The following is a 21,552-nucleotide window of genomic DNA, read 5'->3' on the forward strand; positions in this document are numbered from 1 at the left end:
GAGATTAGTGCGGAAAGAAGCAAACGCTTTTGTAGGTTTCCTACAACATTGAGGTCCGGCCTACAGCGCCGGAACAGGAAAGGCCCAGCCACCGTGATTACCGTGTCGAATCTTGAATTGCGCGCGGGCGCAAGGCTGCTCATGGATCAGGTGTCCTTCCGGGTGGACCGGGGAGACAAGATCGGGCTCGTCGGGCGAAACGGCGCCGGCAAGACAACGCTGACCCGGGTATTGGCGGGGGAGGGTCTGCCGGCCGCCGGCACCATCACCCGCACCGGGGAGATCGGCTACCTGCCGCAGGACCCGCGCACTCCCAACATGGAGCAGTTGGCCCGTGACCGGATCCTCTCTGCCCGCAACCTGGACGTTGTTGTCCGGAAGCTGCGTGAGACGCAGGACCAGATGGCCAGTGAAGATACCACCGTCCGGGACAAGGCTATGGCTCGCTATGACCGCCTGGAGACGGAGTTCCTCGCTCACGGCGGCTACGCGGCAGAAGCCGAGGCGGCTGCTATCTCCTCGAATCTCGCGCTTCCGGAACGAATCCTCAACCAGCCGCTGAAAACACTGTCGGGCGGTCAGCGCCGACGGGTGGAGCTCGCGCGCATCCTTTACTCCGGCGCTGAAACCATGCTCCTCGATGAGCCGACCAACCACCTGGACGCTGACTCCATTACCTGGCTGCGGGAATTCCTGAAGAATCACCAGGGCGGGCTGATTGTCATCAGCCACGATGTGGAGCTGCTTGAAGCGACCGTCAACAAGGTGTTCCAGCTTGATGCGAACCGGGCCACCATCGACCTGTACAACATGGGGTGGAAGCGCTACGTCCAGCAGCGTGAGACCGATGAGCGGGCGCGCAAGCGGGAACGGGCCAACACCGAAAAGAAGGCCCAGGTGCTGATTGACCAGGCCAACAAGATGCGCGCCAAGGCAACCAAGGCGGTCGCTGCCCAGAATATGGCAAAGCGGGCTGAGCGGATGCTCTCCGGGCTCGATGACGTACGCGCACAGGACCGCGTCGCAGCTCTGCGCTTCCCCGAACCGGCGTCGTGCGGCCGCACGCCGATGACGGCAGAGGGTCTGAGCAAGTCCTATGGCTCGCTGGAAATTTTCACCGACGTCGATCTGGCCATCGACCGCGGCTCCAAGGTGGTGATTCTCGGGCTGAACGGTGCGGGCAAAACCACCCTGTTGCGCATGCTTGCGGGGGTTGACAAGCCGGATACCGGCGAGATCATCCCCGGTCACGGACTGAAGGTGGGCTACTACGCCCAGGAGCACGAGACGCTTGACACTGAGCGCACCGTCCTCGAGAACATGCGGTCTTCGGCACCGGACATGCGGGACGCAGAGGTCCGCGGCATTCTCGGTTCCTTCCTGTTTTCCGGAGACGACGTCGACAAGCCGGCAGGAGTCCTCTCGGGCGGCGAGAAGACCCGCCTCGCCCTTGCAACGATCGTGGCATCATCCGCCAATGTGCTGCTGCTCGATGAGCCCACCAACAACCTGGACCCGGCAAGCCGCGCGGAAATCCTGGGAGCCCTGCGGAACTACTCCGGCGCGGTGGTGCTCGTCAGTCACGACGAGGGCGCTGTGGACGCGTTGAACCCGGAACGGGTAGTGCTGCTGCCTGACGGCGTGGAAGACCTCTGGAACGACGACTACCTTGACCTGGTGACGCTCGCCTAGAGTCCCTGGGCGTCCAGAATCGCATCCTCTTCCTGCTCGGAGGAGGGGCGGCGGCGTGCCCGTGCTGGCGCTGACTGCGCATGCTCGTCCTCATGGTCGATGCGGTACTGCTGCCGGGCGGCATAACCCAGACCGACGAACAACAGCACTCCGAAGGCGAACCACTGCATGGAATAGGACAGGTGCGGCCCGAGATCGATAGCCGGCTTGGCCGGCGCGATCGGGGCTGTGGCCGGGGCCGGTGTTTCGCTGGCTACCAAACCGTATGCAGCGGTGGAAATCGGATACTCCAGCTGCGATTGATAGGTAGCCAGGTCAATGGAGGCCAGTTGTCCCTGCGGCGCCGACCGGTCCAGGTCCGGCTCTGCCGGACGAATGCGTGCAACGACGGTGACTTCTCCCTCCGGCGCCGGAGGAACTGTATCGGGGCGGCCCGCGCGGTCGTTGCCAATGGGCAACCACCCACGGTTGATGACGACGGCGGTGCCGTCCTGGAGCTTCAACGGAACCAGAACTTCGTAGCCCGGCCGGCCGCCCAGCGGCCGGTTGCGTACGATGCGCTGGTTGGCGGAGTCATAGTGTCCGACGAGCGTGACAGGCGCCCATTCCGTTGCCCCATCGAAAGACTCAAACAGCGACGGCGAGTAGGGGATCGGCGCGAGATCATAGTTTGCCTCGACCGTGTTCACGGTAGCCGCCGCCTGGTCCCGGCGGTCCAACTGCCACAGCCCCAGTGCGCTGCAGGCTGCGGCCAGCACCAGAACGAGCGCCAACCAGCCGAACCAGCGGGGTGTCGCCAGGTATTTCAGTATCTTCACGACGCCGCCGAACTGCCTTCCAGCGGCAGCGTCTGCTTCCAGAGTCCTCTGGTGGTGAGGTACTCCTCCAGCCACTCGCGGTGCTCGCTGCAGGCCAGCCACGTCTTTCTGCGCTCAGGAGTGTGAATGCGGGGGTTGTTCCAGAGGAGTTGCCAGGACGCACTCTGTCCGCAGGCTTTCCGGGAGCAGATGGGGTTGCCGTGCGCTGTAGATGCAGCCCTGGTTGAAGACTGCGCTGTTGAGGGAACTGCGCCCGGCAACTGGTCGAAGATGCTCACGATGTTCTTTCCTGCTTCCCGGCTTCCTGATCGAGCTCCGGCTCGTCTTCGATGATCTCGCCCTGCAGCGTGACGGGCTCCTCTTTCACTGCCACCGGTGCCGGTGCTTCCAGTTCCGCGGCAGGAGCACGGTCGAGCAGCGAATCGCTGTGGGCGAGGTTGCTGGTGTCGCTTCCACCATTCGCTATGATCACCGCGAAATAGGGAAGGAACACGGCTCCCGCGATCATGACCCACTGCAGCCAGCCCTCCACCACGAAAACGAGGATCAGGCAGACCATGCGAATCCCCATGGACACGGAATACTTGATCATCCGCTGGCGCATGTCATCGCTGTGCGCCTCGCGGGCATCACTGATGTTATGGATTTCCGGGCGGCGCTTTGACTGAAGGCTCAGCTTGATCATCACACTCCAAGGGGACTATTCCATTGTCTCACTCCCGAGCCCCCACTTAAAGTTCCCGGCAACACCGGTCAGTGCAGATAGGATCGAACGGATGCTCAGCACCGCTCCCTCCGAAAGGACCCTCCGTGCAGGAACAAGACACCGCTGGAACGCCCGAGAAGAAAACCGGACGCAGCGTCCTGGTAACGGGAGGCAACCGGGGGATCGGGCTGGCAATTGCTCAGTCCTTCCTCGCCAACGGTGACCGGGTGGCCATCACGTACCGAAGCGGCAATGTTCCGGCCGGGATGCTCGGGGTGAAAGCGGACGTCACGGACAACGCGCAGGTCGATGCCGCCTTCAGCGAAGTTGAGAACACCCACGGCGCTGTTGAGGTGCTGATCGCGAACGCGGGTATCACCAGGGACACCCTGCTTCTTCGGATGAGTGAAACGGATTTCACGGACGTCGTAGACACAAACCTCACCGGCTCCTTCCGGGTGATCAAGCGGGCCAGCAGGGGGATGCTTCGCCTGCGAAAGGGCCGGATTGTCCTCATCTCGTCAGTGTCCGGGCTGTATGGAGCGCCGGGACAGATCAATTATTCGGCGTCCAAGGCCGGTCTCGTGGGAATCGCACGCTCGCTGACGCGGGAACTCGGATCGAGGGGAATCACCTGCAACGTGGTTGCTCCCGGCTTCATCAACACGGACATGACCGCCGCGCTTCCGGCCGAAACCCAGCAGACCTACCTCTCCTCCATCCCGGCCGGCCGGTTCGCGGATGCAGACGAGGTTGCCAACGTGGTCCGGTGGGTTGCCAGCGACGAGGCGGCCTACATTTCAGGGGCCGTCATCCCCGTTGACGGCGGACTCGGAATGGGTCACTGACCACCACAGCAGTTCTTCGCACTACACAGCCAAAGGCACAACCGAATCAAGGAGGGCCCCGGACATGGGCGCACTGGACAGCACAACGGCAATCGTCACGGGATCGTCCCGCGGAATCGGCGCTGAGGTGGCAAAGCTCCTGGCCGCGCAGGGCGCCGCCGTCGTCGTCAATTACCGGCAGAAGGCGCCCCGGGCAAACAAGGTGGTCGCGGGCATCGAGGCCGCCGGCGGCCGTGCCGTGGCAGTGGGCTCGGACCTGACTGCCCAGGACGGCGCACAGGCACTCGTGGACGCTGCTGTGCAGAATTTCGGTGGACTCAACCTGCTGGTCCTCAATGCCTCCGGCGGTATGGAGTCCGGCCTCGGGGAGGACTACGCGCTCAAGCTCAACCGGGACGCACAGGTCGGCATGCTCACAGCAGCTCTTGACGCCATGCCCGCCGGCTCCCGCGTCGTCTTTGTCACGAGCCACCAGGCCCACTTCATCAACACGGTGGAAACTATGGACGCCTACGAGCCGGTAGCGCGCAGCAAGCGCGCTGGTGAGGATGCGCTTCGGGAGATGGTTCCGGCGCTGACCGAACGCGGCATCAGCTTCGTCGTCGTCTCCGGAGACATGATCGAGGGCACGGTCACCGCTGCCCTGCTCGACCGCGCGGCGCCGGGCGCCATCGAGGCCCGCCGGCAGGAGGCCGGACGCCTCTACACGGTGGAGGAGTTCGCGGCCGAGATTGTTGCCATGGCAACCGCTGATGTTCCCACCGGCCACACAGAGTACGTAGGCGGAGCTGAGCACTTCACGCGCTAGCCCTTAGCCGGCTGCCGCGAAGAGCATGGACCTACAACCGCACGAAGTGGCGGACCACGTCAAGATAGGGAAAATTCACCGCAACATCAGCGGCTGACCGCACCGCCGGCTTGGCGTTGAACGCGACGCCAAGCCCGGCAGCGGCCAGCATGTCCAGGTCATTGGCGCCGTCGCCCACTGCCACCGTACGTTCGAGCGGTATCCCGGCGGCCTCGGACCATGCCCGCAGGCACCGTGCCTTCTCCGCCCGGTCCACCACCGGACCGATCACTGAACCCGTGAGCGTGCCGGCGTCCACGCCCAGTTCATTGGCTTTGGCATGGGTGAGGTTCAGGCGCGCGGCCAACGGCTCGAGGATCTGGCTGAATCCGCCCGAAACCACCGCAACAACATGACCAGCATCCAGGAATGCCGCGACCAGATGTTCTGCACCTTCGCTCAGCTCGATCCGGGTGCCGACATCATCGATGACACCCTCAGTCAGCCCGGCGAGCACGGCTACCCTCGCATGCAGACTCTGTGCAAAATCCAGTTCGCCGCGCATTGCGGATTCCGTGACGGCAGCAACCTCCGCTTCCCGGCCGGCGTGTGCTGCAAGGAGCTCGATGACCTCCTGCTTGATGAGGGTCGAGTCCACATCCATGATGAGCAGTTTGGTTCCCTCGCCGAGGAGCGCCGTAGGCACCACCGCGATGCCCGTTTCATCTGACAATAGCGGCGCAACCGTCGTGCGAAGCGTATCGATGCCGTCATCGGAACTGACGGTCAGGCAGGCAACCTGGTAGCGGCCGTCGTCGTTCCGGCTTTCACCGACGACGACGGCGCCACTTTCCTGCAGGGCGCGGCGCACCCGCAAGCAGTGAGCATCCTCCAACCGGGCGCCGAAGCTGACCACCCTGAACATCTCCGCCACGTGCGCCAACGGCCTTTCCTCGATCCGAATCTCCTTTGTCATTATGATCCCCTGCCCGGCGGCGGTGAAACCGGTGACGGGCCATACGGATTTCCGGTCATGCCGCCGCTGTTCATTTAACGTTCAAGGCTGCTCTTGGCCTAGTGTCTACTGTCATGAGTGATGTTCTGGAACTCTCCGGGGTGAGTCTTGTCCGCGGAGGAAAAGCGCTCCTGGACGACGTCAACTGGCAGGTCCGTGAGGGCGAACGCTGGGTGGTTATGGGCCCCAACGGCGCGGGCAAAACCACGCTCCTGCAGATCGCAGGCGCGCGGATCCACCCAACGCGCGGCGTGGCGGGAATCCTCGACGAGGTGCTGGGAGCGGTCGACGTCTTCGAGCTGCGGCCCCGTATCGGCCTCGCCTCGGCGGCGTTAGCGTCCCAGATCCCGGAACATGAAACCGTGCTCAATGTGGTCGTTACTGCCTCCTATGGAGTGACCGGCCGCTGGCGCGAACAGTATGAGCGGCTGGATGAGCGTCGGGCCTTCCGGCTGCTCGACGCCTGGGGTGTGTCCACCCTGATGAACAGACCCTTCTCTTCGCTGAGCGAGGGCGAACGCAAACGTGTCCAGATAGCGCGTGCCCTGATGGCTGACCCGGAGCTGCTCCTGCTCGATGAGCCTGCCGCCGGCCTGGATCTGGCCGGGCGCGAGGACCTCGTCGCGCGCCTCAGCGAACTTGCTGCGGATGAGGATTCGCCGGCGATCGTCCTGGTGACGCATCACCTCGAAGAAGTACCTCCGGGCTTCACTCACGCGATGCTCCTGCGTGAGGGTTCAGTGGTGGCGGCTGGACCCGTCGGTGATGTGCTGGTGGCCGAACACCTGAGCCTGGCGTTCGACATGCCTCTCGAAGTTACCCAACGGGATGGCCGTTACAGCGCCGTCGCGCGGTCCTAGCAGCGGAAGATACTTCGTGGACCTGTGGCGCGATGCGCTGATCCTACTCGGCGGTTTGTGGGCCGGAACCATCAACACGATCGTCGGTTCCGGCACCCTGGTGACGTTCCCCATTCTGGTTGCCCTGGGGTATGCCCCGGTGACCGCCACCATCAGCAATGCCATGGGACTCGTGGCCGGCAACGTAACCGGCGCGTGGGGGTACCGAGAAGAGCTGAAGGGCAACGGCCGAACCCTGGCCCGGCTGTTGCCAGCTTCGCTGCTCGGAGGCATTGCCGGTGCGGCCCTCCTTCTCAACCTCCCCGAAACCGTCTTCGGGCTGGTGGCGCCGTTCCTGATCGTGGTCGCGCTCGGGTTTGTGATCTTCCAACCGAAACTGCAGCGTTGGGTGCGGCGGCGCGCTGAGACCAAAGCGCCCACAAGATCCCATCCGTTGGCACTGACGGTGCTCGTCTTCCTGGCCGGCGTCTACGGCGGATATTTTGTCGCCGCGCAGGGCATTCTGCTGGTGGGGATCCTGGGCATTTTTCTTTCCGGCACCATGCAGTCAGCCAACGCGATGAAGAACGTCCTTGTGCTTGGGGTGAACCTGATCGCAGCTGTCTCCTACATGCTCTTTGCCTTCGATCGCATCGAATGGTGGGTTGTCCTGCTCATCGCCGTTGGTTCCCTTGTGGGCGGGGTTATCGGGTCCAAGGTCGGCCGGCGCCTTTCCCCCCTCATTCTGCGGAGCGTCATTGTGGTTCTCGGCCTGGTTGCGCTCTACGTCATGATCGTGCGGCTGGTGAGCTAGCGTGGCCCTGGAGCGCCTCGCCGACGCGGCAGACCCCCGGGTTACTGATTACACCGGACTGACCGATACGCAGCTGCGTCGGCGCCGCGAGCCGGCTGAGGGCCTGTATATCGCCGAAAGCACGAAGGTGCTCCGGCGGGCCATCGACGCCGGGCATACGCCGCGATCGTTCTTCCTGACGGACAAATGGCTCCCGGACCTCGAAGACATCCTTGCCCGTTTCCCGGACACACCTGCCTATGTCGGGTCCGAGTCGGTACTGGAGGACATCACCGGCTTCCACCTTCACCGCGGCGCCCTGGCGGCCATGAATCGCCCTGCTCCGCTGGCACTGGAGGATGTGCTGCATAGCGCGCACCGCGTGGCGATCCTCGAAGACATGGTGGATCACACCAACCTGGGCGCGGTTTTCCGTTCCGCAGCGGCGCTCGGCGTGGATGCGGTCCTGATCACGCCACGCTGCGCTGATCCGCTGTATCGAAGGGCTATCAGGGTCAGCATGGGAACGGTCTTCCAGGTGCCGTGGGTGAGGCTGGACTCGTGGCCGGGCAGCATCGCAATGCTACGCGCGTCCGGGTTTCTGGTGGCGGCACTGGCCCTGGCACCGGATTCGCTCGAGCTGCAGGAGCTGTCGCAGCGCGATCCGGACCGACTGGCCCTCATTTTGGGCACTGAGGGTGAGGGGCTCTCGCAATCCACACTCGAACAAGCAGATATCTCCGTCAGGATTCCGATGAGTTCCGCCGTGGATTCCCTCAACGTCGCAGCGGCAGGCGCCGTCGCTTTCTGGGAGTGCAGGTCGAGTGCGGTCCAGCGCTCCGAGAGCTCTTTCGCGGATCCCCCGCGCGTGCGGTAGAGTTGGTTGCTGGCCTACGGGCCGTCAACTTTCAAACCACCGGTGCCTGGCAAAATCCAGGCAACTACAGAAGGTACTCCCATGAAGTCTGATATCCACCCCAAGTACGCATCGGTCGTCTTCCGCGACCTCGCTTCTGAGAAGTCTTTCCTCACCCGCTCAACCGTTACTTCCAACAAGACGGTTGAATGGGCAGACGGAAACACCTACCCGCTGGTAGAGGTGGAAATCTCTTCGGAGTCCCACCCGTTCTACACCGGCAAGCAGCGCATCATGGACTCCGCCGGCCGCGTCGAGCGCTTCAACCAGCGCTTCAAGGGTTTCGGCAAGAAGTAGTTCGCCTGAACAGTGTTACTGGGCCCGAACCGGAATTTCCGGTTCGGGCCCAGCGCTTTAAGCCGTATACCAAGGGGTAGCCGGAAGGTGCAGCAGGAGGATCATGGATCACGGGGCCACACGGGAATTTCACGGTGAATACAAGGTTGCCGGCGGCAAGCTGGTAGTGGTGGACACCGACGTCGCAGGCGGGAAGCTGAGTCAGGTGTCGGTGAACGGTGATTTCTTCCTGGAGCCGGACGAGGCGCTGGATGACATCAATGCCGCCCTGGAAGGGCTTGAGACCGATACTCCCCACGGCGAATTGGCATCGGCGATCCGACGGGAGCTGCGACCGGATGCGCAACTCTTCGGCTTCTCGCCGGAAGCAGTCGCCACCGCCGTCCGCAGGGCGCTCGGAAAGGCTTCCGGCTTCGCTGACCACCAGTGGGAGATCATCGGTCCCACGCCGCTTCCCACCGCCATGCACGTCGCGATGGACGAGGTGCTGACCCGTGAGGTGGGTGCCGGCCTGCGTAACCCAACCCTGCGCTTCTGGGAGTGGGAAAGCCCCTCGGTGGTCATCGGCAGCTTCCAGTCCATGCGCAACGAGGTAGACGCTGACGCGGTTCGTCGCCACGGGGTGAGCGTGGTCCGCCGCATGAGCGGCGGCGGAGCCATGTTCATGGAGCACGGCAACGCCATCACCTATTCGCTCTACATCCCGCAGTCACTGGTGGATGGAATGAGCTTCGCTGACTCCTACCCGTTCCTCGATGACTGGGTGATGGAAGGATTGAAAAAGCTGGGGATCTCCGCCTGGTACCAGCCGCTCAACGACATTGCAACGGATATCGGCAAGATCGGCGGCGCGGCGCAGAAACGGCTGAGCAACGGCGGCATGCTCCACCACGTGACGATGTCCTACGACATCGATGCCGACAAAATGCTCGAGATCCTCCGGATCGGACGCGAGAAGCTCTCCGACAAGGGAATCAAGAGCGCCAAGAAGCGGGTGGACCCCCTTCGTCGGCAGACCGGACTGACACGGGAGGAAATCATCCAGGTCCTGAGCGAAACCTTCAGGGAGCGCTACCAGGCCGTAGACGGGATCCTGACAGAGACCGAACTGGCAACGGCGCAGATGCTGGTCGAGGAGAAGTTCGGTACTGACGAATGGCTTTACCGCGTGCCGTGATTCGTCAGCCCGCGGCCTGTTGAGCCCGCAACGCGCGCAGCAGGTGGTCGCGTTCCTCCACCACGATCCTCCGGAGGGATTGAGGTGACCCCGCGTGTTCATCCAGCCAGGAATCTGTCAGCACCAGCACCGGATGGTCTTCAGGAACAGATCCCTCGGCGAGGTCCTGATCGCCGGGATACAGTCCACGCACAATCCTTGCCGACATTTCAATCGGCAGCTCCCGCCATACCCTCTCAATCTCCTGGAAATAGGCATCGACATACGGTTCACGCAGTTCCGACGGTCCTTGCTGGAAACCGACCATTGTGGCGCTGAGCAATTCGTTGGACAACCGATCACCGAAGACGGCCTCCTTCCACGCTCTGGCCTTGACGGCAGCGTCCGGGAACGACGTGCACGCCGTCGTGAAGCCGGTTCGGCCCGATGCAGTGCGGTCACGCTGGAGGGCGGCTTCGAGTTCATCAACCGTGGCAAGGTTCTGCGCCGCCAACGCCTGCCACAGCTGCCAGGTGAGTTCGTCGTCGATCACCAAACCGTCAACAGTCTCCGTGCCTTCCAGCAGGCCGCGCACCAGGGGCGCATGGGTTGCTGTCTTCCGGGCGGTTGCGGCCAGCGCCCGTGCCCAGACCAGCTGATGATCAGAACCGGGTGTGGCGGCTTCCAGCCCGCGGAGCAGGAAGCGCGTGAAGCGCTCGCGCAGAGCCATCCGTGCCGGGACCGGAGCATAGTGTTCGACGGCGTGCCGGGCGTTCTGAAGCAGCTGCTGGAGAATCCCTACGCCCTCCTCGGCCGGCGCTGTCCTCCCGACCGCCTCCACGTAGTCGTCTGCGCTGAGAATGCCGTCACGAGTCGAGGACCACAATGCAGCCAGGCATACAGCCCTCGCCAGGGGTTCCTCCAGCCGGTCCGCGGAGGACAGAAGCGTTGCGAGGGAGCGATCATCGAAGACGAGCTTTGCATAGGTCAGGTCATCGTCGTTGATGAGCAGCAGATCGGGCTGTGCGCTGCCGATGAGTTCGGGAATCTCCGTGCGGTCCCCGTCCAGCAGGACATCGTGGGAGGCGGTGCGGAGCAGCCTGCCGTTCGGATCAAGCGAGTAGAGCCCTAAACGGACGCTGTGCGGGCGGGGAGCAGGTGTTGAACTCACGGGGTCGAGCGCCTGCTGGAGGATCGCCAGGGAGGTATAGACGCCGTCGTCGTCGGTTTCCACCTGAGCGGCAAGCTGCGGAACTCCAGAGGTCTGCAGCCACCGCTGTGCCCAGTCCGACATGTCCCTGCCCGAGGCTTCACTGAGAGCTCCCAGCAGGTCATCGAGAGTAGTGTTCGAGAAGGCGTGCTTGCGGAAGTAGGATCGTGCCGCGGACGCAAAAGCTTCGAAACCGGCGTAGGCCACGAGCTGCTTCAGGACCGAGGCACCCTTGGCATAGGTGATGCCGTCGAAATTGAGCTTCGCGGCTTCCAGGTCCACGATGTCCGCGACGATCGGGTGGGTGGAAGGCAGCTGATCCTGCAGATAGGCCCAGGCCTTGCGCCGGGTGGCGAAGGTGACCCACGAGGTCGGCGAATCCAACGCCTCCGCTACCGCGAGCGCTCCCGAGAAGTCAGCGAAAGATTCCTTCAGCCACAGATCATCCCACCAGGTCATCGTCACGAGATCGCCGAACCACATATGCGCCATCTCGTGCATGATCGTATTGTCCCGCGCCTCGTACTGCGTGTGTGTGGCCCTCGACTGGAACACATAGGACTCGGTGAAGGTCACCAGACCGGGGTTTTCCATGGCACCGAGGTTGTATTCGGGCACAAAGGCCTGATCGTATTTCCCGAACGGATAAGGGTACCGGAACAGGTCGTGGAAGTAGGTGAGTCCCCGGCGCGTGGTGTCGAAGATCCGCGCCGCATCGAGGTGCGCGCTGAGCGACCGGCGGCAGAACAGGGACAAGGGGATGGTCAGCACCTCTCCGCCGTCCAGAATGCCGGTCCATTCGTCAGTCACGGATTCGTATGGACCAGCCAGGACCGTCGTGATGTAGGTCGAGATGCGCATGGTGGGCGCGAAGTGCCAGGTCGCGGAACCGTCGTCGTGCTGGTCGCGGCTGGTCTCAGCGCCGTTCGATGCGACGGTCCACCGCTCCGGGGCGCGAACGTGGAAGCTGAAGGATGCCTTGAGGTCGGGCTGTTCGAAGCAGGCGAAGACACGGCGGGCGTCGGCTGGCTCATACTGGGTGTACAGGTACGTCTCACCGTCGGCGGGATCCTCGAAGCGGTGCATACCCTCGCCGCTGCGGCTGTACAGCGCCGTACCGTCCACGATCACGGTGTTCTGCTCAGCAAGCTGGGGGAGCATGATGCGCGCGCCGTCAACAACCTGCTCTGGATCCAGAACCGCACCGTTGAGCGTGACGGATTGCACCCTGGCGGGAATGAAGTCGAGGAAAGTGTCGGCACCGGGCGAGGAACAGTCGAACGTCACAACTGTCCGCGATGAGAACCCGGTACTCCCGGCATCCTCCGCGGCGCTTACATCCAGCGTGATGTCATAGCTGGAGACGGTGATGATTGCTGACCGGTCCGCCGCCTCATCGCGGCGCAGATTCTCGTTGTGCACCGGCCTATTCAACCATGATCGGTGCGGCCAGCCGCGATGACTGTCGAGGGCACCACGGCGCGCAGCCGGTCCGTGGCGCCGGTAGGTAAACAGGTCCGATACATGGCAATGTGGAGCCATGTCCGAGCTCTTTGAAGACTACGCAACCGTCGCACGGCGCACCGCCGCTTACGACGAGATGTTCGACGACGCCAATCAACCGCGCTCTGAATACAGACCCGTGGCTGCCGCCCTTGAAGAGCTCAACCTGGCCGATGTGACCGCCCGGGCGGACTCGATGGCGCGGACGTTCCTCGATCGCGGAGTCACCTTCGATTTTGCGGGGGAGGAGCGACCCTTCCCGCTTGATATCGTGCCTCGCGTCATAGCCGGGTCCGACTGGGACTCACTTGAACGCGGCGTGACGCAGCGGGTACACGCACTCGAAGCCTTCCTCAACGACATCTACGACAAGATGAGCGTCGTGACCGACGGCGTCATTCCCCGCCGCCTGATCACTTCCTCGGCGCACTTCCACCGGGAGGTGGCCGGCTTCGATCCGGCCGGAGGGGTGCGCGTGCATATTTCCGGAATCGACGTGGTGCGGGACGCCGAAGGCACTTTCCGCGTCCTCGAGGACAATGTGAGGGTCCCCAGCGGCGTCAGCTACGTGCTGGAGAACCGCCGGGCCATGGCAAAGGGGCTGCCCGAGGCCTTCGGCCAGCAGCACATCCGTCCGGTCGAGGAATACCCGCGCCGTCTGCTTGCAGCGCTGCGAAAAACAGCGCCGCCCGGAGCGGAGGACCCCACCGTCGTCGTGCTCACGCCCGGCGTGTTCAACTCGGCGTACTTCGAACACACCCTGCTCGCCGGGCTTATGGGCGTGGAGCTCGTCGAGGGACGGGACCTCATCTGCCGGAGCAACCGGGTTTACATGCGGACGACGGCCGGGGAACAGCGCGTCGATGTGATCTACAAGCGCATCGACGATGAATTTCTCGACCCGTTGCAGTTCCGGGCAGATTCGGTGCTCGGTTGTCCCGGGATCGTCAACGCGGCGCGGGCAGGCACTGTGACCATCGCTAACGCGGTAGGAAACGGTGTGGCCGATGACAAGCTCGTTTACACCTACGTGCCGGACCTGATCCGCTACTACCTCAATGAGGAGCCGATCATCGCCAACGTTGACACCTTCCGGCTGGAGGAACCAGTTGCCCGGGAGGAAGTGTTGGACCGGCTCGACGAGCTGGTGGTGAAGCCCGTGGACGGATCGGGCGGCAAGGGTCTGGTGATTGGTCCTGATGCGACGGCGGACGAGCTTGCCGCACTCCGGAACCGGATTCTGGCCGATCCCCGGGGCTGGATTGCGCAGCCTGTCCTGCAGCTCTCCACCGTGCCCACAATGTCCGGCGGTCAGTTCGGTCCCCGCCATGTTGATCTTCGTCCGTTTGCGGTGAATGACGGTGAGAACGTGTGGGTCCTGCCCGGAGGGTTGACCCGGGTAGCCATGAAGGAGGGCTCACTGATCGTGAACTCCAGCCAGGGAGGCGGATCGAAGGATACCTGGGTGGTCGACGGCCAGTCAGACAGCGCGCCCGTCCGTCCCGAAGCCGCTCCGGTGAACGAGCGGGTCAGTGTGTGGCCCGTTGAGACGGGGTGGCGGGACCGGCAACCCGAACAACAGCAACAGCAGTTGCATGGGCTCCATCAGAACAGCGGTGAAGGAGAGGTGCACAACAATGCTTAGCCGGATTGCCGAGTCGCTGTTCTGGATCGGCAGGTACGTTGAGCGGGCTGACGGCACCGCCCGTATCCTCGATGTTCACCTTGAACGGCTGAACCAGATGCCTCGTCCCGTTCAGCGGGACGTCTCGCGGCAGCTGCTCGGAGTTATGGGCAGCAAACCTGAGTCTGATGACTTCGGCCTGCCTGATCTCATCGAGGCACTCGCCTTCGATCGCAGCAGCGCTACTTCCATCGCCGGAGCCCTCGGCGCTGCACGGGAGAACGCGCGTCGGGCCCGGGAAACGGTGTCCGGAAGCGTATGGGAGGGGCTCAACACCACCTGGTACGGACTAACGCAGCATCGGAAAGACGTAGTCGGGACCTACCGCTTCTGCCACTGGGTCATCGAACGCACCGCCATGGTGCGCGGTCTCTCGGACACCACCATGAGCCACGATGAGAGCTGGCAGTTCCTGGTGCTCGGGCGCAGTCTTGAACGGGCAGACATGACTGCCCGGATGCTCTCCACGCGTGACGTTCACGCATCCGGCCTGTCGTGGGTGAACATGCTCCGCTGCGCCGGCGCGTACGAGTCGTTCCTGAGAACCCGGCGCGCATCCTTCGGCGAACAGCACGCGGCTCAGTTCCTCCTGCTGGACCGGCTGTTTCCGCGTTCGATCGTCTACGCCCTGAGTGATGCCGAGAAGTGCCTCGCGAACCTGAACCCGGCCTACCAGCGCGTCGGCTTCATCAATGACGCCAGCAGGATCGTGGGCCAGGCCCGCACCTTCCTTGAGTTCCATCAGACGGACGACCTCATGCTGGAGCTGCCCGAGCATATGGAAAGAGTCCAGAAGGCGTGTGCGCGTGCCTCTGATGCCGTCTCACGCACGTATTTCTCGCAGGCAGCGGAACTGTCCTGGGTAGGGGAGGTCTCATGAGCCGCTTGCTGATTGAACACCGGACCGGCTACGACTATCTGCGCCGTGTGTCGCTGTCCTACAACGAAGCGCGCATGACCCCGCTGACAGATTCTCAGCAGGTGGTGCTCGAATCAACGGTCACCCTCAATCCGTCCGGTGCATCAATGGCCACCTACCGTGACTACTGGGGTACCCGTGTGACGTCGTTCGATGTCCACGTGCCCCACGACCGGCTGGAAGTATCGGCGCGGACCCTCGTGGAAGTCAGCCGCACTGAACGCATTCCAGCTCCGGAGGAAGTGGTGAGCTGGCAGCACCTGCGCTCCGACGAAGTTGTGAACGATTACGCTGACTGGCTTCCGGACACGCCTCTGACGGAACCCGATGCTGAAATCCGCTCGCTGGTCCGGGATGTCGTCGGCGGCGAGGACCCCCATGCCGCCGCGCACTCCGTTTTTGACTGGCTCAAGGGCGAGATGAAGTACGTGCAGGGCGTTACAGGTGTGCAGTCCAACGCCCGTGATGCCTGGTCCGAGCGCCAGGGGGTTTGTCAGGACCTTGCTCACGTCGCGATCGGCGCACTGCGCAGCCTCGGTATTCCCGCCCGGTACATTTCGGGATACCTGCACCCGCGCAGGACGGCGGCAGTCGGTGAGGCGGTGGCGGGACAGTCCCATGCCTGGGTCGAGTGGTGGGACGGCGAGTGGCGCGGCTGGGACCCGACCAACAGCGGCCCCGTCAGCGACTTCCATGTGTCTGTGGCGCGGGGCCGTGACTACCGCGATGTCTCGCCTCTGAAGGGCATCCTCTCGGGCGGCGGTGGGTCCTCACTCAACGTGACGGTGGAAATCACCCGCGTAGCCTGACGGTGGGCTGCGGACCAAACGGACCGCGGCCCACCGCCGCGCTGCGCAATCTCCCGTTACCCCTCGACTACCTGCCCCTTGCTGAGAATTGTCAGTCCGGACTCCGTCACCGTGAATCCGCGGCTGATATCCAGTTCGCGGTCCACGCCGATCTTGGCACCGGGGGGAATGTGGACGTTCTTGTCGATAATCGCCTTCCGGACAACCGCTCCTGAACCAATCGCCACGTGATCGAGCAGGACGGAGCCCGTCACATCGGCTCCCTCGTCGACGAAAACGTCCGTGGCCAGGACCGATCCCTGCACCGCACCACCGGAAATGACGACGCCGTTCGAAACGATCGAATCGTGCGCGACACCTGAAACGCCGCTCGCGCTCCGGACAAACTTGGCGGGCGGGGAAATGCTCTGCCGGGTGTAGATCGGCCACTCGAGGTTGTACAGATTGAACAACGGGAGCGGGGTGATGAGATCCATGGTGGCGTCATAGTAGGAATCCAGCGTGCCGACATCGCGCCAGTACTGGCTGTCCCGATCGGTCGATCCGGGAATCTCGTTGGTGGTGAAGTCATACACAGCGGCATCTCCACGCTCCACGAAGTGGGGGATGATGTCCCCGCCCATGTCGTGTTTGGTGTTGAGGCGTGCGGCGTCAACCTCGAGGGCTTCGATCAGGGCGTCCGTATTGAAGACGTAGTTGCCCATGGACGCCAGGAAGCTGTTGGGGTCATCGGGAAGTCCGGGCGTTGTCTCGGGCTTCTCGACGAAAGCCGAGATGCGGCCGGGATCATTGGAATCGACTTCGATGACGCCGAACTGGTTAGCGAGATGAAGCGGCTGCCGCACAGCTGCGACGCTCACCGACGCCCCGCTGCGCTGATGCGCTTGCACCATCTGCTCGAAGTCCATCCGGTAGACGTGGTCCGCTCCGATGACGACGACGATGTCCGGCCGCGCGTCATGGATCAGGTTGAGGGACTGGTAAATGGCGTTGGCACTGCCCAGGAACCAGCTCTTGCCGCGCCGCTGCTGCGCGGGCACGGAGGCGATGTACTGCTGCAACTGGGTGGACATGCGCCAGGTCTCGGAAATGTGCCGGTCCAGGCTGTGCGACTTGTACTGGGTGAGCACCACAATCTGGAGATAGCCGGAGTTGACCACATTGGACAGCGCGAAATCGATGAGCCGGTAACTGCCGGCAAAAGGAACCGCAGGTTTGGCCCGGTCCGCCGTGAGCGGCATGAGCCGCTTTCCTTCGCCGCCTGCCAGTACCACCGCAAGCACTTTCTTGACTGCCACGGGTAACCCCTTCCGCTCGTCCTTGAGTATGACCACGTTCGACTCACACTAGAGGACTCGCCCGCCCTGCACTACGTTGTAGTTGTGCGAATAGACATTGTGACAAAGGAGTTCCCGCCCGAGATCTACGGCGGCGCAGGCGTTCACGTAGCGGAATTGGCTCGCGTGCTCGCCGGGCGCGTCGATTTAGCCGTGCACTGTTTCGGCGCAGAACGTCCAGCGGACTATCACGGCGCCCGCGTGAGCACCTACGGCGTCCCTGACGGGCTGACGGATGCAAATGCGGCGGTGCAGACCCTGGGCACGGATCTGTCCATCCTGCAGGGCATCAGCGGTTCGGACCTGGTGCACTCCCACACCTGGTATGCCAATATGGCGGGCCACCTCGCCTCGCTCCTGCACGGCATCCCGCACGTGCTCAGTGCACACAGCCTGGAACCGTTGCGTCCGTGGAAGGCCGAGCAGCTCGGCGGCGGCTATGCGCTTTCGTCCTGGGTGGAGAAAACAGCATATGAGTCTGCTGCGGCGGTGATCGCGGTTTCCGACGGCATGCGTCAGGACATTCTGCGCTGCTACCCGGAGGTTGATCCTGCCCGAGTGCAGGTTGTGCACAACGGGATTGACACCAAAGCGTGGATTGCAGACCGCAATGACGACGCCGTCCGTGCGCTGGGAATCGACCCAGACCGTCCCAGCGTGGTTTTCGTGGGCAGGAACACCCGTCAGAAGGGTGTTCCGTACCTGCTGCGCGCTGCTGCGAAGCTGGCAGCAGACGTGCAGTTGGTGCTGTGCCTGGGAGCGGCAGATACGCCGGAACTTGCCGCCGAGACCGCCCGCCTGATCGACGATCTGCGTGCGCAGCGCGGTTCAGTGATCCTGATTGAGCGGATGCTCCCGCGGAATGAGCTGGTCCAGGTACTCAGCCACGCAACCGTCTTCGCCTGCCCCTCAATCTATGAGCCGCTCGGCATTGTGAATCTTGAGGCGATGGCTTGCGGTGCTGCGGTGGTAGCGAGCGCAACAGGCGGCATCCCCGAAGTGGTGGACGACGGCGTAACGGGCGTACTCGTGCCCCTCGAGCAGGTTCAGGACGGAACAGGAACCCCACTTGATCCAGAGGGGTTCGTGAATGACTTTGCGCAGGCACTCAACGCGCTGGTTGCCGATCCGGAACGCGCCCGCGCCATGGGAGGGCGCGGACGCATCCGGGCGGAGGAGCACTTTTCCTGGGACTCTATTGCAGAGTCCACGCTGAGTGTTTACCGATCGGTTCTCTAGCGGGTTTGAGCTTTGCGCGCGATCAGGATCTTCTCGTCCAGCGGCGCATCATGGCTGGCTCGCTGGATCCGTGCGTAGGCGCGGGATTCCTCCTGCCGCTCACGCTCGGCCCCCGTTGCGATGGCCGCCCGCAGATGTTCAGGGCCGTACCCGAACGCGTTGACCAGATCGACGGCGTGCGGCCGCAGCTTCAGGAGCAGCCGGTTGATGTACGGGCCGAGGGTGCGGGCGCGCTGGGCTGACAGCCGGCCGTTCATCAGGTACCAGCCGAGGTTGTCCTCGATGAGGCACAGCCCAAACAGGTCACGGAGCCAGGTGAGTACCTGCCGCGTTCCTGCATCCTCGGTCTTGGCGAGCGCCGCTGTGAACGCCTCCCACTGCAGAAGTTCGGCGTGCGCGCGTGCAGCCTGTATCAGTTCCTGCTGATGCTGGTTGAAGATTTTGGCGGCCTTCGCCGGCGGAAGCTTGCGCGCGCCCCGGAGCTCTCCGGCGAGTTCGCCGACCATGGTGTCAACGCGGCCGCACAGCAGCTCGTGCTGTGTTCCCTCGTCCCTCAGGGCAATGGCGGATTTTCGCTCCGAACCGGTGTCAACGACCGTCTGCAACACTCGCCGCAGGCCCGTTCGGTGAAGGGTCCGGTCTGCTGCCTGAGTTGCGACGAAGCGCGCGAGGACCCCAAAGTCAACTCCCTGGAATTCCTTGGCATAGTCAGCGAGGAGCCGCTTGGCCACGAGTTGCAGGAGCACGTTGTTGTCGCCCTCGAAGGTGGTGTAGACATCGAGATCTGCCCGCAGCGAGGTGTACCGGTTCTCGGTGAGGAAGCCTGCCCCTCCGCTGGCTTCCCGGCATTCCTGCAGCGTGTCCAAAGCGTGCCAGGTGGAGAGCGGCTTCAGCGCTGCAGCGAGGGTTTCAAGGTCCTGGCGGTCTTCGTCGGTGTCATGTTCACCGGAGAACACACCGTCGAACTTCGCCAGCAGCTCCTCGTGTGCAAAGGATGCGGCATAGGTGGTTGCCAGGCGGGGGAAGAGCCGACGCTGGTGCAGCTGATAGTCGAGGAGTACTTCCTCGGACAACTCGGAGGTAGTGCTGAACTGGCGCCGTTCCACCGAATACTGGATCGCAGTCTTCATGGCCAGCTTGCTGGCGGCTACGGCAGCGCCGTCGAGTGAAACGCGACCCTGAACGAGGGTTCCAAGCATGGTGAAGAAGCGGCGGCCTGGAGATTCGATCGGCGAGGTGTAGGTTCCGTCCGCTGCGACATTCCCATAGCGGTTCAGGAGGTTCTCCCGGGGAACCCGCACCTGCGTGAAGTGGAGCCGTCCGTTGTCTATGCCATTCAGACCGCCCTTCAGCCCGTCGTCCTCGCCGCCGATCCCGTCCAGAAAGTTTCCTTTCTCATCCCGCAGGGGAACGTACAGGGCGTGCACGCCGTGATTTACTCCGCGGGTGATCAGTTGCGCGAAGACAACTGCTGCTTTTCCATCGCTGGCCGCGTTGCCGATGTAGTCCTTCCACGCTGCACGGAACGGCGTATGGAGGATGAACTCTTCGCTCTCCGGGTGGAAGGTGGCAGTGGTAGCGATGCTGGAGACATCTGATCCGTGCCCGGTCTCCGTCATGGCGAAGCACCCGGGAATTTCCATGTTCATGATGCCTGGGAGCCACCGATGGTGGTGATCCTCGGTTCCGAGGTGCAGCACTGCGGCCCCGAACAGGCCCCACTGGACACCTGCCTTGATCTGGAGAGAGGGGTCGGCAACCACCAGTTCTTCAAAGCCGGCGACATTCCCTCCGTGGTCATCCGACCCGCCCAACTCCGTGGGGAACGCCCGGTGCACCGCTTTGTTCTGAACCAGAAGGTGAAGCTGGTCCAGACAGCGTGCGCGGTGCTCCGCACAGGATGCGCCCTCAGCCTTATGCAGCGACGGATCAGCTGCGAGCGCGCGTGCAGCGCGGCGGGAGTCGGCCCACCGGCCGAGCAACTGCTCGCCCAACGCTGCAACGTCAACGACGGCGGCGTCGTCGTCGTGGATTGGAAGGGTCGCGGGGACCGAGAATTCGGGACGCGTTGCGGTCTGGGTCATGATTCGTCCTTCGAACGTGGATTGCGGCGGGAGGTATGGGCAAGGGGTGCGCTCGGCACGGCGGCAGCGATGCCATCAAAGAGCCAGGCAGTAATGGAGTCTGCGAGGTCAGGCTCAGTGGGCCGGGCCGGGCCGGGAGGCGTCGACAACCATTGTTCGCCCGCGGCACGGACCATTCCGATGGCGGCGCGAGGCCAAAGAGCCAGCGGTTGTGGAATAGCTGCCGCCGGCGGTTCTTGGGCGAGGTATTCCTCCATGGGGCTGGCGAGCATGACCGAGATGGCGTCGAAGAAGGAGCTGAGCGTGGGCGACGCGTCCAACGTCGACGCCGAATCCGGTGTTGGCTGGGTCACGAAAACATAGACGCTCGGCGAGGATGAAGCCATCTGCAGGTACGCAGAAACCATTGCCCGCAGACCGTCCCTCGGCGTGCTGGCCTTCCGCGCGGCTTCGATGAGGTGTTCCTGCATGCGACCCACCACAACCTCGCCCATTGCACGCTGCAGACCTGCTTTGTCTCCGAAATAACGGTAGAAGACGGATTTTGAGGTATCTGCCGCCGAAGCGATGTCCTCCATGGAAGCGCCCGGACCGATCCTGTGGACTGCCTTGCGCGCAGTCCTGATCAGCTCCGCGCGGCGGGCTTCGCGATGTTTTGACCACCTGCTGGAACGTCCGTCCGCGGTGGGGCGTCTCATGGGCGCCATGATCTGATTCACGATACCCAGCGTATCAGGTACGCTGGGTATCGATAACTGAGGTGTTGCCCGCGAGAGATCAGAGGTTTGATCCTGCAGCCGCTTCCACCCTTCAAGTCCAAGGAGCAGCAGTGAGTACTCTTCCCGACCAGCAGAACGCCACACCCCAGAGCAGCAGTGGTCAACGCGGCGCGCGGAGCGC

At 63.4% G+C, this 21,552-nt stretch carries 20 protein-coding genes; 12 read left to right on the top strand and 8 right to left on the bottom strand.

All coding sequences use genetic code 11. The features are described from left to right. The first annotated feature begins 93 nt into the window (after nt 1–93). Nucleotides 94–1,692 carry an ABC-F family ATP-binding cassette domain-containing protein gene (locus ACZ2GY_RS08630; RefSeq protein ID WP_277357162.1) on the top strand — a complete coding sequence of 533 codons (1,599 nt, stop codon included), beginning with the start codon at nt 94–96 and terminating at the stop codon, nt 1,690–1,692. Here ACZ2GY_RS08630 and ACZ2GY_RS08635 read toward each other — a convergent pair. From ACZ2GY_RS08635 to ACZ2GY_RS08645, 3 genes are read right to left on the bottom strand one after another with little or no spacing between them, the layout of a single operon-like run. Continuing rightward, complete coding sequence (locus ACZ2GY_RS08635; RefSeq protein ID WP_277357229.1) at nt 1,689–2,504, bottom strand: SURF1 family cytochrome oxidase biogenesis protein; 816 nt, start codon at nt 2,502–2,504, stop codon at nt 1,689–1,691. The genes ACZ2GY_RS08630 and ACZ2GY_RS08635 overlap by 4 nt on opposite strands. A gap of 2 nt (nt 2,505–2,506) precedes the next feature. Then, nucleotides 2,507–2,788: a hypothetical protein gene (locus ACZ2GY_RS08640; RefSeq protein WP_428831030.1), complete on the bottom strand. Its 282-nt coding sequence runs from the start codon at nt 2,786–2,788 to the stop codon at nt 2,507–2,509. Continuing rightward, a complete protein-coding gene (locus ACZ2GY_RS08645; protein ID WP_471673520.1) occupies nt 2,785–3,195 on the bottom strand; it encodes a DUF3099 domain-containing protein in 411 nt (136 codons plus the stop codon). Before ACZ2GY_RS08645 ends, ACZ2GY_RS08640 begins: the two co-directional genes overlap by 4 nt. Nucleotides 3,196–3,320: 125 nt before the next feature. Here ACZ2GY_RS08645 and fabG point away from each other — a divergent pair, with 125 nt between their 5' ends. Together fabG and ACZ2GY_RS08655 are read left to right on the top strand one after the other, a co-directional pair. Then, complete coding sequence (gene fabG, locus ACZ2GY_RS08650) at nt 3,321–4,064, top strand: 3-oxoacyl-ACP reductase FabG (RefSeq protein WP_056547620.1); 744 nt, start codon at nt 3,321–3,323, stop codon at nt 4,062–4,064. A gap of 64 nt (nt 4,065–4,128) precedes the next feature. Further along, nucleotides 4,129–4,872: an SDR family oxidoreductase gene (locus ACZ2GY_RS08655; RefSeq protein WP_277357160.1), complete on the top strand. Its 744-nt coding sequence runs from the start codon at nt 4,129–4,131 to the stop codon at nt 4,870–4,872. A gap of 31 nt (nt 4,873–4,903) precedes the next feature. Here the strand turns inward: ACZ2GY_RS08655 and serB are convergent, their stop codons facing one another. Then, complete coding sequence (gene serB, locus ACZ2GY_RS08660) at nt 4,904–5,785, bottom strand: phosphoserine phosphatase SerB (RefSeq protein ID WP_404800680.1); 882 nt, start codon at nt 5,783–5,785, stop codon at nt 4,904–4,906. A 155-nt stretch (nt 5,786–5,940) separates the two neighbouring features. On the opposite strand from serB, the gene ACZ2GY_RS08665 reads away from it, so the two are divergent. From ACZ2GY_RS08665 to ACZ2GY_RS08685, 5 genes are all read left to right on the top strand, one after another. Further along, entirely contained in the window at nt 5,941–6,726 is a 786-nt protein-coding gene (locus tag ACZ2GY_RS08665; RefSeq protein WP_346028281.1) for an ABC transporter ATP-binding protein, read from the top strand. A 16-nt stretch (nt 6,727–6,742) separates the two neighbouring features. Next, nucleotides 6,743–7,519 carry a sulfite exporter TauE/SafE family protein gene (locus ACZ2GY_RS08670; protein ID WP_056547625.1) on the top strand — a complete coding sequence of 259 codons (777 nt, stop codon included), beginning with the start codon at nt 6,743–6,745 and terminating at the stop codon, nt 7,517–7,519. Between the two features lies 1 nt (nt 7,520). Next, entirely contained in the window at nt 7,521–8,375 is an 855-nt protein-coding gene (locus tag ACZ2GY_RS08675) for a TrmH family RNA methyltransferase (RefSeq protein WP_277357158.1), read from the top strand. Nucleotides 8,376–8,456: 81 nt separating this feature from the next. Further along, entirely contained in the window at nt 8,457–8,711 is a 255-nt protein-coding gene (locus ACZ2GY_RS08680) for a type B 50S ribosomal protein L31 (RefSeq protein ID WP_471673521.1), read from the top strand. 103 nt (nt 8,712–8,814) lie between these two features. Next, nucleotides 8,815–9,888: a lipoate--protein ligase family protein gene (locus ACZ2GY_RS08685; protein ID WP_277357157.1), complete on the top strand. Its 1,074-nt coding sequence runs from the start codon at nt 8,815–8,817 to the stop codon at nt 9,886–9,888. A gap of 4 nt (nt 9,889–9,892) precedes the next feature. Here ACZ2GY_RS08685 and pepN read toward each other — a convergent pair whose 3' ends face one another. Continuing rightward, on the bottom strand, nt 9,893–12,499 hold the full coding sequence (gene pepN / locus ACZ2GY_RS08690) for an aminopeptidase N (RefSeq protein WP_277357156.1): 2,607 nt from the start codon (nt 12,497–12,499) through the stop codon (nt 9,893–9,895). Between the two features lie 118 nt (nt 12,500–12,617). On the opposite strand from pepN, the gene ACZ2GY_RS08695 reads away from it, so the two are divergent. From ACZ2GY_RS08695 to ACZ2GY_RS08705, 3 genes are read left to right on the top strand one after another with little or no spacing between them, the layout of a single operon-like run. Then, complete coding sequence (locus tag ACZ2GY_RS08695) at nt 12,618–14,225, top strand: circularly permuted type 2 ATP-grasp protein (protein WP_471673522.1); 1,608 nt, start codon at nt 12,618–12,620, stop codon at nt 14,223–14,225. Next, entirely contained in the window at nt 14,218–15,144 is a 927-nt protein-coding gene (locus tag ACZ2GY_RS08700; protein WP_277357154.1) for an alpha-E domain-containing protein, read from the top strand. Before ACZ2GY_RS08695 ends, ACZ2GY_RS08700 begins: the two co-directional genes overlap by 8 nt. Further along, entirely contained in the window at nt 15,141–15,992 is an 852-nt protein-coding gene (locus tag ACZ2GY_RS08705; RefSeq protein WP_346028277.1) for a transglutaminase family protein, read from the top strand. Before ACZ2GY_RS08700 ends, ACZ2GY_RS08705 begins: the two co-directional genes overlap by 4 nt. 56 nt (nt 15,993–16,048) lie before the next feature. Here ACZ2GY_RS08705 and ACZ2GY_RS08710 read toward each other — a convergent pair whose 3' ends face one another. Next, nucleotides 16,049–17,233: a glucose-1-phosphate adenylyltransferase gene (locus tag ACZ2GY_RS08710; protein WP_056547858.1), complete on the bottom strand. Its 1,185-nt coding sequence runs from the start codon at nt 17,231–17,233 to the stop codon at nt 16,049–16,051. A gap of 141 nt (nt 17,234–17,374) precedes the next feature. On the opposite strand from ACZ2GY_RS08710, the gene glgA reads away from it, so the two are divergent. Then, nucleotides 17,375–18,568, top strand: a complete 1,194-nt coding sequence (gene glgA, locus ACZ2GY_RS08715) for a glycogen synthase (RefSeq protein WP_277357152.1) — start codon at nt 17,375–17,377, stop codon at nt 18,566–18,568. On the opposite strand, the gene ACZ2GY_RS08720 is transcribed toward glgA, so the two are convergent. Together ACZ2GY_RS08720 and ACZ2GY_RS08725 are read right to left on the bottom strand one after the other, a co-directional pair. Further along, nucleotides 18,565–20,652, bottom strand: coding sequence for an acyl-CoA dehydrogenase family protein (locus tag ACZ2GY_RS08720; protein WP_277357151.1), 2,088 nt, complete (start codon nt 20,650–20,652; stop codon nt 18,565–18,567). The genes glgA and ACZ2GY_RS08720 overlap by 4 nt on opposite strands. After that, entirely contained in the window at nt 20,649–21,371 is a 723-nt protein-coding gene (locus tag ACZ2GY_RS08725) for a TetR/AcrR family transcriptional regulator (protein WP_404800676.1), read from the bottom strand. The genes ACZ2GY_RS08720 and ACZ2GY_RS08725 overlap by 4 nt, the downstream gene beginning before the upstream one ends. Nucleotides 21,372–21,552: the final 181 nt, after the last annotated feature.

Source organism: Arthrobacter sp. KKT183, assembly GCF_055657625.1.